This is a genomic window from Alteromonas sp. ASW11-130 (assembly GCF_026183735.1).
In the GTDB taxonomy this organism is placed as follows: domain Bacteria; phylum Pseudomonadota; class Gammaproteobacteria; order Enterobacterales; family Alteromonadaceae; genus Alteromonas.
The window spans coordinates 181,360-196,449 of record NZ_JAPFRE010000045.1 but is presented as its reverse complement, the minus strand read 5'-3'; the positions used below and the strand labels follow the sequence as shown (position 1 = coordinate 196,449).

Annotated in this window: 16 protein-coding genes; 9 read left to right on the top strand and 7 right to left on the bottom strand. The window is 43.9% G+C overall.

What is annotated here, in order from left to right:
- The first annotated feature begins 25 nt into the window (after positions 1 to 25).
- Genes OPS28_RS16065 through OPS28_RS17110 form a run of 3 tightly spaced genes read left to right on the top strand, consistent with a single transcriptional unit; the run spans position 26 to position 3,149 of the window.
- Positions 26 to 1,147 carry a type 1 glutamine amidotransferase domain-containing protein gene (locus OPS28_RS16065; RefSeq protein WP_265610479.1) on the top strand — a complete coding sequence of 374 codons (1,122 nt, stop codon included), beginning with the start codon at positions 26 to 28 and terminating at the stop codon, positions 1,145 to 1,147.
- A 26-nt stretch (positions 1,148 to 1,173) separates the two neighbouring features.
- The gene (locus OPS28_RS16060; RefSeq protein WP_265610478.1) at positions 1,174 to 1,881 is read left to right on the top strand and encodes a response regulator transcription factor; all 708 of its coding nucleotides are present in this window, start codon (positions 1,174 to 1,176) and stop codon (positions 1,879 to 1,881) included.
- Positions 1,878 to 3,149 carry a sensor histidine kinase gene (locus tag OPS28_RS17110; RefSeq protein WP_265610477.1) on the top strand — a complete coding sequence of 424 codons (1,272 nt, stop codon included), beginning with the start codon at positions 1,878 to 1,880 and terminating at the stop codon, positions 3,147 to 3,149. Before OPS28_RS16060 ends, OPS28_RS17110 begins: the two co-directional genes overlap by 4 nt.
- A 219-nt stretch (positions 3,150 to 3,368) precedes the next feature.
- On the opposite strand, the gene OPS28_RS16050 is transcribed toward OPS28_RS17110, so the two are convergent.
- Positions 3,369 to 3,875: a cytochrome b/b6 domain-containing protein gene (locus OPS28_RS16050; protein WP_265610476.1), complete on the bottom strand. Its 507-nt coding sequence runs from the start codon at positions 3,873 to 3,875 to the stop codon at positions 3,369 to 3,371.
- Positions 3,872 to 4,795 carry a DUF4350 domain-containing protein gene (locus tag OPS28_RS16045; RefSeq protein WP_265610475.1) on the bottom strand — a complete coding sequence of 308 codons (924 nt, stop codon included), beginning with the start codon at positions 4,793 to 4,795 and terminating at the stop codon, positions 3,872 to 3,874. The genes OPS28_RS16050 and OPS28_RS16045 overlap by 4 nt, the downstream gene beginning before the upstream one ends.
- Positions 4,796 to 5,029: 234 nt before the next feature.
- On the opposite strand from OPS28_RS16045, the gene greB reads away from it, so the two are divergent.
- Positions 5,030 to 5,524 (top strand): transcription elongation factor GreB, encoded by a 495-nt coding sequence (gene greB / locus OPS28_RS16040; protein WP_265610474.1) that lies wholly within the window; start codon positions 5,030 to 5,032, stop codon positions 5,522 to 5,524.
- Between the two features lie 105 nt (positions 5,525 to 5,629).
- Positions 5,630 to 5,890, top strand: coding sequence for a hypothetical protein (locus OPS28_RS16035; RefSeq protein WP_265610473.1), 261 nt, complete (start codon positions 5,630 to 5,632; stop codon positions 5,888 to 5,890).
- Positions 5,891 to 6,159: 269 nt separating this feature from the next.
- Here OPS28_RS16035 and fkpA read toward each other — a convergent pair whose 3' ends face one another.
- Positions 6,160 to 6,957, bottom strand: a complete 798-nt coding sequence (gene fkpA, locus OPS28_RS16030; protein WP_265610472.1) for an FKBP-type peptidyl-prolyl cis-trans isomerase — start codon at positions 6,955 to 6,957, stop codon at positions 6,160 to 6,162.
- A 192-nt stretch (positions 6,958 to 7,149) separates the two neighbouring features.
- Here fkpA and OPS28_RS16025 point away from each other — a divergent pair, with 192 nt between their 5' ends.
- The 3 genes from OPS28_RS16025 to OPS28_RS16015 all read left to right on the top strand — a co-directional run bounded on the left by OPS28_RS16025 (position 7,150) and on the right by OPS28_RS16015 (position 9,185).
- Positions 7,150 to 8,130: a WD40 repeat domain-containing protein gene (locus OPS28_RS16025; protein ID WP_265610471.1), complete on the top strand. Its 981-nt coding sequence runs from the start codon at positions 7,150 to 7,152 to the stop codon at positions 8,128 to 8,130.
- Positions 8,123 to 8,362 (top strand): SlyX family protein, encoded by a 240-nt coding sequence (locus OPS28_RS16020; protein ID WP_265610470.1) that lies wholly within the window; start codon positions 8,123 to 8,125, stop codon positions 8,360 to 8,362. The genes OPS28_RS16025 and OPS28_RS16020 overlap by 8 nt, the downstream gene beginning before the upstream one ends.
- Before the next feature lie 367 nt (positions 8,363 to 8,729).
- Complete coding sequence (locus tag OPS28_RS16015) at positions 8,730 to 9,185, top strand: hypothetical protein (RefSeq protein ID WP_265610469.1); 456 nt, start codon at positions 8,730 to 8,732, stop codon at positions 9,183 to 9,185.
- 751 nt (positions 9,186 to 9,936) lie between these two features.
- Here the strand turns inward: OPS28_RS16015 and katG are convergent.
- Positions 9,937 to 12,156: a catalase/peroxidase HPI gene (gene katG, locus OPS28_RS16010; protein WP_265610468.1), complete on the bottom strand. Its 2,220-nt coding sequence runs from the start codon at positions 12,154 to 12,156 to the stop codon at positions 9,937 to 9,939.
- Positions 12,157 to 12,378: 222 nt separating this feature from the next.
- Between katG and OPS28_RS16005 the strand changes: the two genes are divergently transcribed.
- Entirely contained in the window at positions 12,379 to 12,696 is a 318-nt protein-coding gene (locus OPS28_RS16005; protein WP_265610467.1) for a hypothetical protein, read from the top strand.
- A gap of 288 nt (positions 12,697 to 12,984) precedes the next feature.
- On the opposite strand, the gene sodC is transcribed toward OPS28_RS16005, so the two are convergent.
- From sodC to OPS28_RS15990, 3 genes are all read right to left on the bottom strand, one after another.
- Complete coding sequence (gene sodC, locus OPS28_RS16000) at positions 12,985 to 13,497, bottom strand: superoxide dismutase [Cu-Zn] SodC (RefSeq protein ID WP_265610466.1); 513 nt, start codon at positions 13,495 to 13,497, stop codon at positions 12,985 to 12,987.
- 40 nt (positions 13,498 to 13,537) lie between these two features.
- Positions 13,538 to 14,719, bottom strand: a complete 1,182-nt coding sequence (locus OPS28_RS15995; RefSeq protein WP_265610465.1) for a DUF748 domain-containing protein — start codon at positions 14,717 to 14,719, stop codon at positions 13,538 to 13,540.
- Positions 14,720 to 14,793: 74 nt separating this feature from the next.
- Positions 14,794 to 14,997, bottom strand: a complete 204-nt coding sequence (locus OPS28_RS15990; protein WP_265610464.1) for a YheV family putative zinc ribbon protein — start codon at positions 14,995 to 14,997, stop codon at positions 14,794 to 14,796.
- Positions 14,998 to 15,090 lie beyond the last annotated feature (93 nt).

Here is a 15,090-nt window from a genome sequence, read left to right as displayed (position 1 = left end):
TTATCAGCGATAACAAAGGAGAAAGATGATGAATGCTAAACAAATAATATTCGCAGTTCTTGGCCTGCTCACTTATTTTTGTGCACTAACTGTTGTAGCGAAAGAAGAGCAGAAAGTTCTGGTTGTACTCAGCAGTAATGGGGAAGATGCCGGAGACGTTGCGCCTGGCTTCGAATTTGACGAGTTCGCCAAAGCGTACCTTGTATTCAAACGTAATGGCTTGCACGTAGATATTGCCAGCCCCGCAGGTGGAGCACCTATTGCCGATAAATACGATGCAGACAAGCCATACAATGCCGAGGTGTTAGCCGACCCCACTGCTATGCAAAAACTAAAGCAAACACTTGCCACGAGTGCCGTAGATGCGAGTGATTATGCCGCAGTATTTGTGGTCGGAGGCAAAGGCGCCATGTTCGATTTACCTAAAGATAAAGCGCTTCAACATGTGATTGCTGATATATGGCAGCAGGATGGGGTGGTAGCTGCCGTTTGCCATGGTCCGGCAGCATTAGTGGACATAAAACTAGCGGACGGAAGTTATTTGGTCGCGGATAAAGAAGTTAACAGTTTCACGAATGAAGAAGAGCAGCTTTTCGGTAAAAAGTGGATTAACGAGTTTGCATTTTTACTAGAAGATAAACTAATAGAAAGAGGCGCAAAATTTGAGTCCAGTGAAATTATGTTAAGCCATGTGGCTGTTGACGGACGCCTTATCACCGGGCAAAACCCTACTTCTACGGTCGACGTTGCTAATAAAGTGGTCGAAAAATTAGGATTAACCCCTGTGCAAAGTACTCCGTATACTGAGGATCGTACTTTAACTGTTATCGCAGAGTTTTTAGCGGGGGACGGAAAGGCTATTACTAAATTTGAACACCAGCCTGAGCAATACCAAATGAATTTGATTGGCATGTATGGCTATTACTATACCGAAGTAGCGAATACAGACAGCCAACTTGAACGTGCGCTTGATCTTATGCAAGTGGCCCAATCTAGTCTTAAACATCCTAAGTTAGACATGAAGATTGCACAGACTCAGCAACAGCTAGGGGAGGTGGCGGCGGCTAAAGGGACATTGAAAACATTATTAAAAAGCCAACCAGATTTTCAGCCTGCCATAGACATGTTAAAAAGTTTGTCTATATAATTAGCAAAAAAATAACAAGCATAGCGATGTCATACCATTCTACTTCATTGCGTATTTTGCTAGTCGAAGATCAGCAAAATATCGCTAGCAATATTGCCGACTTTATGGAGCAACAAGGTCATGTAATTGATTTTGCCATCCGCGGGGATCAAGGCTTGGCCTTGGCCATGCAAGAATACTATGACTTAGTGATCCTTGATCTAAACCTACCGGGAATTGACGGTATTGAGGTGTGTCGCCAATTGCGGAACAAAGCACAGCGACACATTCCCGTTTTGATGCTCACCGCCAGAGACAGCGTTGACGATAAAGTGATAGGTTTTACTGCAGGAGCTGATGATTATTTGACCAAGCCCTTCTCTCTTCAGGAATTAGAGGTGAGATGTATTGCGCTATCACGGCGCCATTTGTTACAAACAAACGACGTGGTGACAATAGGCCCCCTGCGTATCGACAGAAAACGCCAGGTAGTAATGAGAGAAGACACTACCTTGCCGCTACAGACCATGGGATATCGTATATTGGTGGTTTTAGCAGAGGCTTATCCGCAGGTAGTCAGCCGAAGCGAACTCACATACAAATTGTGGGGTGACGAACCCACTGAGTCTGATGCCATCCGTTCGCATATTTATCAATTACGTAATGTGTTAGATAAGCCTTTCTCGTTCCCTATGTTAAAGACGAAACACGGCGTTGGCTTTGCTTTACAAACAGAAAGCGAAGCTCAACCGTGAATCAACGTTATTTTACCGATAAATTCAGCAGCATTAGCACTCAGGTTATTTCACGTTTTTGCCTCTATACGTTTATACTCTCCGCCGTGTATAGCCTACTCAGCCTACTGTTGATGTATGACCTGGAAGATAAATTTATCGAAAAGCAGATGGCACAGGAAGCGAAGTATTTAAGCCAGCAATATCGCTCAAGTGGCGAGTGGCTTACACCGCGCAGAGAGCATATGTCGCTTCATTTCTCAAAACGCTCGTTACCTAAAGATATTCGTGTCATGGCCATTCAAGAACCCCAACGAAAGGAATTTTCGGGTTCGCAAGGACGCCATTATCATCTTTACCCCCTGCCGGAGCAGCCAAATGTCTTTTTGCTCTCCGAAGTGAGTAGCGAGTTAATGGTCAGACCCGTAAGAAACGATGTTATTAAATTTTTCGTCATTAGCGCCGTTATTGTAACGTTGATAGCGTGTATAATTGCCTGGTTTATTGGCAGAAAAACGACTAAACCCCTTAAACAGTTGGCTTCAGCGGTAGAAGGAATGCAGCCCGGTCAAATGCGTAAAGGCTTTGCTCAACAGTTTCCGCCTAACGAAATTAAAACGTTGGCGATTACGCTCGAACACACCATGATAGCCTTTAACGATGCCTTGCAACGTGAGAAATGCTTTACCCGAGATGTCAGCCATGAATTACGCACCCCGCTGGCGATAATTAAAAACGCCCTGGAAGTTCACAATGCTACCACTTCATCCGAGCAGGCAGATATAAAGCGTATAGCGCAAGCATGCGTGCAAATGGAAAACACGGTATCCACACTTTTAATGCTGGCACGGGAAGAACATAACGTGAGTCAAAAAGAAGCGATACAACTCATGCCTGTGGTTGAGCAATCTGTGCTGGACCATCTTTATTTGTTAAACAATAAATCGGTAGAGGTAAACGTAGACGATAGTTGCCATGCAACTATTCTCGCTCAGCCCGGCATGTTGAATGTCCTACTGGCAAATTTGTTGAGCAACGCATTTCAATATACGGATAAAGGTGAAGTAACCATTCGCTATGTCGACAACACGCTGATGGTCAGTGATACCGGAACGGGTATCGAAAGTAGTATTGGCAATCGATTCCTTGAACCCGGGGTGCAGGGAAGTAAAAGTACAGGTTACGGGTTCGGTATGTCGATTGTTAAAAGACTTTGCGATTATCAGAACTGGACATTAGGAGTTAATAGTGAGCAAGGAACAGAAATTTCGGTGCTTATTAATGCTTAGCTGATAAGAAGTTAATTCCTCTCCATTACCTCTGTTCGACTCGTCTAAAGTTATCCCTATTTTGAAGCTGGCGCTATCGAGCGGAAAAATAGAACCTGCTCGGTTGAGCCAAAAAGCGAAAAGTAATTTGCGTTATCTTCAATTACCCACAATATCCACAGTGTGTAAGGCATACGTGAACAAACTTACTATTAAACCACGTGTTTACTTCACTTTTGGCTATTTTTTAGCATACAAAATCCCCACAAAATGAATTCCAATTAACCACCAAATAGCTTGTTTGAGTAGCATATGGATTTCGTGAAATTTGGGAAAAATTTCAAAGAAATTCTCGCGGGATGGCGCAAGCTCAATGCCAAAAACGTGCAACGAAATTTCGTAATTATTAATCATAGCGATACCTGTAATGACCAGTAACCCAATGCAAATGTACATTGCGATGTGTGTGGTTTTGATAAAAAACGCATGATTTCGACTTTTCGGTTTTACACGTGGGATGACGTTTTTTGATAATTTTGGAAAAATAATACGCACGACCGTTAGCAACAGTAAGATGATGCCGATAATGGCGTGCCATTCAACCGCATCTTGACGGTGTTCAACTTGCCCTTTTATGTCCCAGTCAACGTTATGAAGCTGGGTGGATAAGTTCATTAGCATGAATAATAGTAGTAATGCTGCAGCCCAATGTAACGCCCGGTCAATGATGTAGGTTTTTGATTTCATAGCTTTTCTGCCAACCAAGACATAATGTTTAAAAGAAACTGTTCATTTTGAGAAGCGGATGCGGCATTCAGCCCAAATTTCCAGACTTCATCTTTATCTTCCACAATTTGCGCTGTGAACATACCCGCCTCGCCAAACACGGCTACTCTTCCTTCGCCGACTTGAAGTAAAGCACCCTGGTAAAGCCCTGTTGCGTTGAAAAAGGGCGTCTTATCGTTAATGTTCCACGATTTTTGTGGCATCCACGAAATTGCGGGGGAAACGAATTGCATAACCGGGATAGCCTCTGGCGGAATAGTGAAACCTTGACCGAGGAAGCCTTGCACTTGTGTGACTGGGTAGTCCTTACGCTGGGTTGTTACTGGGGTCGGCATCAAGCTATTGTCACTGAGCGAAAAAAATTGCTCAGAATGACCGGTCACTTCCACATAGCCATTAAAAAAGCCAAACCCAAATAAACTCGCTAGCTCGGCCGAGGCGGCGGGAAATGGCATATGATCAGCAATAAGAAACAACGCTCCCCCTTTAAATACCCATTCGTAAACGGCGTTGAGCTCAGCTTGAGAAAACGCCGGGTAATGGGGGCGGTCCCAATTTGCAACATTGTTCTTATGAAGCGCATTTGCGATTACCAAGATATCTGCTGACTTTAACGAGCGCTGAGAAAATTTTTGATGGTTTGGTTTAACGACCAACCCGTCTGCACTAAGCACTTTCGCAAAAGGCGCATAGCGATTATCGATAGTGTGAAAGTTGTGATGAGCGGCATCTACTGATACCGTTATTTCTCTGCCCTTACAATAGGTACAGATTGACGTTTGCGGTGTGAAATTATCATCAGCTCGTTGGGAGGCGTGGACATTAAAAGCAAGAAAAATACTACCGAAAAGAAGAGGCATCCAGCGAACACAATAAGGCATGCGTATATCCATTTCATGCGTGTTAGGTTTGAGCCGATGTTAACATATTTACTAAATCAGCGCTTCTCTCACGTTGTTGTGTACAACTCATCTGGATCATAGCAGTAAATACTGGCGTTATTTCGGTAAATAACTGTTGTATCATAGTCACTCATTGGCATCATTGAGCCAATTCAACTTTTTACACACACATTGCGATTTAGAAGCGAATTTTCATCATGAGTCTATTAGAAAGTGAAAACTAAACTCATCACCCCAGAAGGCTATAAAAAATTAAAAGACGAGCACGATCATTTGTGGTTCGAGAAACGCCCTGAGATAACTAAAATTGTGACATGGGCCGCCAGCCTGGGTGATCGCTCAGAGAATGCTGATTATACCTACAACAAGCGCTTATTAAGGCAGATTGATCGGCGTGTTCGTTACCTTCGGAAGCTTTTACCCGAACTTACTGTGGTGCATTATTCCCCTCAACAGGAAGGGAAAGTGTTTTTTGGAGCCTGGGTAGAAATTGAAAATGAAGCGGGTGAATCACACACTTTTAGAATCGTTGGCCCAGAGGAAATATATGGTGACGAAAAAGAAGTCATTTCAATCGACTCACCAATGGCACGCGCACTGCTTAAAAAAGAAGTTGACGATGTCTGTGTAGTGCCCACCCCTTCTGGAAAAAAAGAGTGGTATATCAATAAAATAGATTATCGGCCCGCTTTCGCTAAACATCAGTAAAACTAAGTCGACAAACCATGAAAATCATTTAATGGTTAATTTATGAACATTTTTAAGGCAAAGCGGTCATAAATCTACTTGAAGTTGTTTTTCACGGTGAATGATATGTTCAGAAGTTATTCCACCCGCTCTCAGCCGCCGACGGCAATGAACTTGGGGGTAACTATCGCAGGCTTTATTCTTTTTCTCACTGGCACGATGCTCGTTATCGCGGGCTTTTTTGATATTTTTGACAGCTGGGAAAATGTAAGAAAACTGGCATATCTATTAGCTGGAGCTATACTTTATAAAGTGGGTTTGACCATGATTCGTCATTACGCCACATTAACGCTTAAACGTGAAAGACGTAGAGGATTTTGGCTTTAAAACATTTAGCTATTAAAGTGTTTTGATTAGTACAAATCGATTTAATGATAAGTGCTGAAGGAGGGGCTAATTTATAAATCCAAGCTATACTTAAGTGACAATTCGATAAGTCGAAATTAATCAATACCCGAATATTTAATCCGGGTCGCGTGTAAATTCATAATAGAGTTTTCACGATTGGAATAAGGCGAGCACGGATTACGCTCTTCCCCTAAAAGGAAAAAGCCGACAGCTAATCTGTCGGCTTTTTTTCGTATATTCTTCAGAAATTATTCAGTGGCTTCTTCATCGCCTCTTGGCATAACCTCTAACAACTCCACCTCAAAAATTAAGGTCGAATTTGGCGTGATATTGCCAGTAGCTCGTTCACCGTAAGCGAGATCAGACGGAATGTGGAAACGATATTTTGCACCTTCTTTCATAAGCTGAACACCTTCAGTCCATCCAGGAATCACGCGATTAAGTGGAAATACTGCAGGTTCATTACGGCTATACGAAGAATCAAACTCGGTTCCATCCAGTAGAGTACCGCGGTAATGTACCTTCACGGTATCTTCTGCTTCAGGACGCTGGCCTGTACCTTCTTCAAGTACTTCATATTGAAGCCCGGAATCAGTAGTTTTAACACCTTCTTTTTTCGCATTCTCAGCGAGATATTCTTTGCCTTTAGCAATATTTTCTTCGGACTTTTTCGCCGCTACTTCCTGCTGCTTCGCACGCAACGCTTGCTCGCCTTCTTGGGCGAATTGCTGGATTTCCTGTTGAGAGAACTTAAGGTTGGCGTTCAATGCATCTTTAAAGCCCTGCATGAGCGCGTCTTGATCCATTTCATCACCTAATTCTTTTTGCTGTTTTGCTCTGTTCTCAACAAAAAGCCCCATGCTAGCACCCATCGCATAAGCTTGCTTTTGTGCATCACTCATATCGCTGGCTTGGCTTCCAGTATTCGCCGTTTCGACTGCTTCAGCTTTGTCTGTAGTAGCGGTGCTTTCTTCATTAGTATTAGGTTGGCAGGCAAAAAGGCCCAGCGCAGTTAGAGTGGATAAGGCGACTAGCGACTTACGCATAAAAATCTTCTCCATATTATTGTTAAAATCGTACTTTTACCATGTCGTTTGGGCACGTTAAACGAGGCAATAGTTGTACTGCTACGTGGTAACGTTCGTCAAGATCGTTACAGTATAAAATTAAACGTGTTCCGTGCTATGGTAAACGTAGTAATGACAAAGCGAAACCCATTTGACAGGAATCATTAACAATTGTTCCCTAAAGCGTTAACAATAGCCTTTTTAATATTTGTTTTGGTTGCGTGTTCTGTTCCCGATACGAAGCCAGAAAAAGTATGGCGTCATGCTGAAGAAGCAGCATTTGCTGCCGATATTAGTCCGGACGGTCGCTTTTCGGTAGTTTCCAGCCTTACACAAGGCATTAACGTCTGGCAATACGGTAAAGAAGAACCAGTTTATCAATGGAGTCATCAAGGGGCAGGAAGCAATGTAGTGGTTTCTGTACATATTTCTGCAGACAATCAATTCGTTGCCACTTCTGACAGAGAAGCGTTTGCGTTGTGGAGCATGCAGCGGGGAGAGCCAATCGGCTTCTGGCGAATTGACGAGTCTTCGGTGCGGGATATTGCAGTGGCAAATCAGGGGAAAGGCATTCTGGTAGGCCGTTCAAATGGTAAAGTGATGTATTTTGAGCCTCAGACCGGCCGGCGTCTGGAGTTTCTAGGTCATCAGGAAAAAGTGAACAGTGTCGATATTTCTCCCAATGGGAAGTATGCACTGAGTGGTGGCAATGATTATGTAGCGTATTTATGGAGCACCGAGACCGGGCAGATCATCCATACCTTTACCCACCCAAGCAGAGTAACACTGGTGGCCATTGACGATGAAGGGCGATACGTGTTTACCGCTGATAGTCAGCAAAAATCTCAGATCTGGAATGCACAAACCGGTGCACCGGTGAGTAATTTGCAGTATATTGCGCGGCAGAAAATTTTTACCGATGCTGTGTTTTCAAAAGATGGTAAGCGTTTACTAACTGGGGCGCCTTCTCGTCGAGTTTATGAATGGAATGTTCAAACGGGTGAGCAGATCAACGAGTGGAAGGTAGCACCGCGAGCCAATATGAGTCCTCCCAGCGCCGTAGTCTATGGCGTAGGGTATAAAGGTGATAAACACATTCTAACCGAAAGCAGCAGCGGATTAGCAGAATTATGGAGCCGCAAAAATGACTAACTCCTCCCTTGAACAGCAATTGTACAATGCTGCACAGCATATTGAAGACCTACAAACTAAAGTGGCGTTTCAAGAACACACGATAGAACTCTTAAACGATGCATTGACGGGTCAGCAGCATCAGTTAGAAAAACTTCAATATCAAATGAAGCATGTACTGCAAAAAGTAAAAACTATCGAGCCGTCCAACATTGCCAAGCAGTCAGAAGAAACCCCGCCGCCACATTATTAACCTTCTTAGGGTAAGTGGATCGACGTTTTATCGCCTCTGTCGCTAATACAAGTAGAGCTTTTATACTTCTCGCTGGCTAATTGATTTTCCAAGCTAGGTGTTTAGTTTTTTATCACCCTCCTCTTATAAGGGTTTGCGTCTTGATTGGGTTATCACCGAAAGAGAAGTCGATTTACGGGTCATCTTAACATTTGTCACGCAGCGGGGTGGGTAGGAAGCTAAAAAATAAGCTCTGCCTAGCACTTACAATTTTCGGTTTTTTGCAAAAAAGCTTGATCACTAACCTTTATTTTGTTTAATTTATAACCTTATAAGCGCCCAATCACAATTCGGACAGTGGGTAAATGATAATAAAAGGACAATAACAGTGGGTAGGATCTGGTTAATTTTAGCGGGGTGTGCGAGTCTCTTCGCCTCTTTACTGCATGTGGCCATCATTTTTCGGGGCGCACAGTGGTACCGTAAATTTGGTGCGGGCGAACAGATGGCGCAGTTGGCGGAATCAGGAAGTATTTATCCTTCCATCGTGACATGCGTACTTGCATTAGGCTTATTTCTTGGCTCGCTTTACGCATTTGCAGCCGCAAATATGTTGTTTAAACTTCCCTTCCAAAAAACAGTACTTTATGTACTCACCGGTATCTTTTTTATCCGTGGCGCGATAGGTTTAGTTTTTGCGGTATCACCTGAAATCTATATTTTAGCTGATAATTCGTCTCTGTTTTGGCTGGTCAGTTCTGCTATTTGTGTCATGTTAGGAACAAGTTATCTGCTAGGCACGCGCTGGCACCACAAAGATATACACTCTGTTCAATTTGCCTGAGTAGAAATCTCTGTTAATGGATTGGTCTTCCATCTGGGTAGGGAACATCTATTTTCCTCAAAAAACTAGGTTCTACCTTGATTCCTATTCTTTTGACGACTCATAAATAACAAAGGCAGTGATGTGTGGCAATGAATCGGTGCTTTCAGAAAGTCGTCGACAGCCCCAGTAATCGCCAACGTCACCTTATTAGGCCAGAATGCCTAATGCCGTGGCGTCGTTCTGGCAGTAATCGCCCGAAAATCTGTTTGTATTGTAGACTTAAGCCCTCTCGCGAGGTGACCGGTCAATGAAGAGATTTACATGTTTAAATTAATCATCGCTATGGTGTGTTATTAACACCAAAGAATTACGTCATCTGGTCCGTTTTCATACATTCTTTTTGTTTTACAAATACCCCAAACCAAGTCATTCGTAGTGGTTGCACCAAAAAATCCGGCTTGTACGATAACTTCGCGTACGAATAGCAGGGGTAAACAATCTCGCTGCTTTAATTAACTCAATTTTCAATTTCGTTAGAATCCTCCATGAACCCGCCAACGTCGGCGATAATGTCAGCATATACGCAATGTATTTGAAATGCAGTTTGAAGTGGCCGGGGCTCAGCGAAAGGTGAAGCGAACTTATGTGTAGGGAATACACTCCATGCAGATTTGTGCTCTCTTTGTTATGCCGCTGACTTTCCACCGGGTAAAACCAGAGCTGGAGAAGAAAGCGCCATCAAGGCGCTTTAATCACGAAGATACAGGGGTTAGAACCTGTCTAAATTCATCACCTTATGCCACGCTTTAACGAAATGATCTACAAACATCTGATCAGAGTCACTGGATGCATACGCTTCCGCGACAGCCCGAAGCTCCGCATTCGCACCAAATATCAGATCAACCGGGGTTGCAGTCCATTTGTTGTCACCTGATTTACGATCTTTACCTTGATAAAAGCCTTCTTTTTCGTTCATTTTTTCCCACGTGGTATCCATGCTTAACAGATTAACGAAAAAGTCATTGTTTAGGGTTCCAGGCTTATCAGTGAATACGCCATGCTTATCCCCATTGGCATTTGCGTCTAACGCACGCATGCCACCAATCAATACCGTCATTTCAGGAACCGTTAGGTCAAGCTGGTCCGCTTTATCGACCATCATCTCAAGTACAGGTCGATAACTTTTGGAAGGATTATAGTAATTTCTGAACGCATCGGCGGTGGGTTCAAGTAATGCAAACGATTGCGCATCAGTTTGCTCCTTAGTCGCATCCGCTCGGCCGGGTTCAAATGGCACATCAACTGGGTGTCCAGCTTCCTGCGCGGCTTTCTCAATCGCAGCCGCTCCCCCCAGCACAATTAAATCAGCCATTGAAACCTGCTTGTTGCCTGAATTTTTATTAAAATCAGACTGCACCTTTTCAAGAGCGGCTAAAACCTGTTTAAGTTCTTGTGGATTATTCACTTCCCAATTGTTTTGTGGCTCAAGACGTAGTCTTCCACCATTCGCGCCCCCACGCATATCCGTAACCCGATGGCTCGAAGCTGCAGCCCATGCAGTTCTAACAAGCTGGGAAACAGTTAGATCAGTGGCCAAAATTTGCTTTTTAAGTGCGGCAATATCTTTGTCATTAATATGCTCGTAATTAACTTCTGGGATTGGGTCTTGCCAGATTAGCTCTTCATCAGGGACATTGTTGCCTAAATAGCGTGCGGTGGGCCCCATATCGCGATGCGTCAGTTTATACCAAGCCTTAGCAAATGCTTTCTCATATTCGTCTGGGTTTTTCAGAAATCGTTCGGCAATTTTTCTGTATTCGGGGTCGAATTTCAATGCCAAATCCGCGGTGGTCATGACCGGCGGATTTCTTTTACCTTTCACGTGGGCGTCGGGCACTGCTTTGTGCAAGGATTTGTCTTTAGGGTGCCACACGATACCACCCGCTGGGCTTTTGGTCTGCTCCCATTCATGGTTAAGCAAGTTAGACAAGTACAGTGATGACCATTTAGTGGGAGTTTGGGTCCATGCCCCTTCAATGCCACTGGTGGTGGTGTCTTCAGAGTGGCCCTTACCACAATTATTGAGCCACCCTTGACCTTGAGCTTCCAAATCGGCAGCAGCAGGTTCTTTACCCAAACAGTCAGGCTTACGAGCGCCGTGCATTTTGCCGAAAGTATGGCCGCCGGCAATCAACGCAACGGTTTCTTCATCGTTCATCGCCATCCGGCTAAACGCGGTACGTATATTTTTAGCAGAACCAGCTGGATCCGGTTTACCCCTTGGGCCTTCCGGGTTGACGTATATCAGGCCCATATGGGTAGCCCCCAAGGGACGGATTAGTTCACCATCTTTGTCCTTGCGGTCGCTTGCAAGCATTTCCACTTCAGGCCCCCAGTAAACGAAATCTGGCTCCCAATCGTCAGCTCGACCAAACGCGAATCCGTAAATAGTAAAGCCCATGTTTTTCATCCCCACCGTGCCCGCCAGTACCATTAGGTCACTCCAGGAGAGGGCTCTGCCATACTTCTGTTTAATGGGCCATAGCAGACGCCGGGCTTTATCCAAATTACCATTGTCAGGCCAACTGTTAAGGGGGTCAAAACGCATCTGCCCGCCGCCGGCACCGCCGCGGCCGTCAATAGTTCGGTATGTACCAGCGCTGTGCCAGCTTAGCCGGATAAATAGCGGCCCATAGTTGCCAAAATCAGCCGGCCACCAATCTTTTGATGAAGTGAGCAACGCGTTAACGTCCTTCTCGACGGCCTCAATATCGAGGCTTTCGAACGCTTTGGCGTAATTAAAGTCTTCGCCATAGGGATTGGAGCGCATTTCATGGTCACGTAAAGGTGAAAGATCTAGTTGATCAGGCCACCAAAACTGATTGGATACGGGAGAGGAAAGTTCGCTAATGATTTGATTATCTGCACTGATAGGTCCTGCAATAAGTAGCGCACATAACGTTGCGACTTTTGCTTTTCGAAATAACATATTAATCCCTTGTTCAAATTTTGTACACACCAAATAGAATATAGGTTATATGATATTAACTTTCCATTAGCCGTTAATTCATATAAACGATTACTAGGATTAGTTTTTATGATTGATAGCGACTATCTTTATATAAAGCTTGCGGGATTCTATTGTTTGCTAACTATCTGTTATTGGCATGAAAGGTGCTTAATTTTAACCCAATCCTAAAAATGGAGAAAAATGATGTTAAAACTTAATAAATTATTGATGATTTCGAGTATCGCTCTCGCTTTAGGGGCGTGTGATGTAGATAAAACTGAAGATGGCGAAATGCCAGACGTAGACGCTGATGCGGGCGAGCTACCTGAGTATGAGGTTAAGAAAACCGATGAAGGTGAACTTCCTGATATAGACGTTGAAGGCGGTGAAATGCCTGAATACGACGTGGATGTAGCAGACGTGGATGTGGGTACAGAAACTAAAAAAGTGGAAGTGCCAACTGTTGACGTGACTATGCCTGATGAAGAAGAGGGTGAGGAAGAAGAGGACGATAGATAAGTTTGGCTTCTCCCCGGCCAGCAGGTTTCTGCTGGTCCCCCCTCTCAATAATTCTTACATGTTTGTAATTGTTTCACTGTTGTGCCAATTTCAATTCAAATAGCTAATTTCATAGGGTGACAGTAGCGAAGTTGTACGCGAGGGGTAAGATCATCCGCCGCGTAAAGAGGTGTGTATTATTAGTTACTTCTCCCAATAACACATACAAATTGACATAATGTTGTAGCATGCAAGGCGAATGGAGTTTTAAGAATAACCCTACTCCATCGCCTTACTTGCCTGAGGAAGTTATTTAGACGCCTTTATAACGCCACATAGTACCCGCGCGCCGCCCCCGCCTAGTTTTTGCGGAGCGTCCGAATAATTATCGCCTTCTTCATGAACCATTAGCGCTCTGCCCTCAATATCACCCATGCTCAGTCTCGGAGCGAGTACTGGGGTGTCGGCATTTCCCTTTTCATCCACATAGAGTAAGGGCAAATCTCCTAAATGATTATCTTCACCCCACGGGTATCCATGCTTGTCTGTATTTTGCGGATCATAATGACTTCCCGCTGCTCCCGCCGGTACTTTCTTTCCCTTTTTTACGGCGCTTTCACATGTTGGATTCTCATGCAAATGAAAGCCGTGACCGCCAGGCGCGATGCCTTTTAAAGAGGGTTGAAACACGAGCCCGTGTTCAGTTTCACTAATCTCTACTGTTCCGGCGGGCTTTCCTGACTGAACGTTGAGCATTTTTACAGAATGCGCATACGAAAAAGTTGATAGTGTGGCTAAAATACTAATAGTAACAAGTTTCATATCTTCTCCTTATGGGTTGCTAAATCACACTTTTCACTTTTCACTTTTCTTTTTGAGATTCTTGAGACTTATCTTCTACTTCATTGTTGTTATCTGATTCACTATCCTCACTCGGATCGGTGCTTTGCTCTAAGTCAACGCTGTTTTCCAAATCCCCTTTAAGCGCCTGAATAAAAGCATTTTTTAAAATCCCTAAAACGGTGGGAATCAGTGGGGTATCGGGAGAATCGATAGAGCCTTCTATCGGTATACGGGTAGCTATTTGGTCTTTAGACTGATTTTCAAGAAGTTCAGCAATAAACGCTGAACCCATTTCAACCATGCCTTGGAAAAAGCCATCGTTATCTTGTTCAATATCTCCTTTCCAGGAAAATACTTCGACATTATGTAATATCGGTTTGGCATAGCCTTTTATTTCGCCGTTATCACTGGCAAGTTCCAGCGCTAAATCCAAGCTTCCCGCCTCTAAATCGAAAGGAGCGTAAGTATCTAAAAAGTTCTTAAAATTCACTAATGCGATCTGCTCTGCTTTGACGTCCAAATCGAAGGTAGGTTTCTGTGTTTGCGGATCAAGTGACCCTTTGAGCTTGATGGTGCCTGCGCTAGCTGCTTCTCCCTGCGCTTCTACTCGACCCACTAAATCTTTGGATAAGTCTCTGCTATTCACCAAATTCTGAGCTTTAAGAGTAATATCGTGAAGCGAGATATGGACTTCAGGCTTTACATCGGTGTTGTGAAATGCCACCTTTCCGTCGTGAATCTTGAGCATATCAATTTTTAGCGGAAACAGTTGGTCTGCCAGCACGAGCCATTTCTCATCTTCACCCGATTGCGACTTGCTTTTATCTTTACTGTCGACGAAATTAAGCTCAGGCTGGTAAAGATCGATTGAGCCTACCAAGGCCCCATCAAATAACGCAGACCATAGTAAACTGAATTCGACTTCGCGGACTTTAATAAAGGGTTCTTGAATTTTACCGTTACGCTTAACCAGCTCAATATTTTCAAGGCTGTAAGCACCTCGCCAGAGCATGATATCTACATCACCGACCTGTCCGACAAAGGCTTTAGGGGTTTCTTTTCCCGCAAAACCATCTTCTTCAGACAGCATTTTATTTAAATACCATTCTGTGGCGTAAGGAAGTGCCATCCTTAGCGCGATAAGCACCGCGAGGAATATGACAAACCCAGTTGTCCAGCGGGAGAAAATTTTTGATTGCATCTAAGCGCTCCTGCTTTAGCTAACTAATCGTTGAAACGGTGAGTAATGGCAGAACGATCAGAAATAAAGCCGGCTTAAGGTTTGAATATCCCAATTACGCTGTTTTCAGCTTTTGCCGCGTTTTGTACATTTTTCTCTGCTTGGCTTTCAGTGTAGCCGCAAGCTACGCACTCCAGTTTTTCGACATTATGTTCTAGATACAGCATAACGGTGTCAGAGGCCTGACATTTTGGGCAGGTGGCACCAGCGATAAAACGCTTGCGCTTTTTCGTACTCATTGCTTTCCTCATAAAGTGGCGTTAAACCCATTATACCTTAATTAAGTGAATAATAATTCCTTCGGCATTCTGCTATGATACGCGCCGAATTTA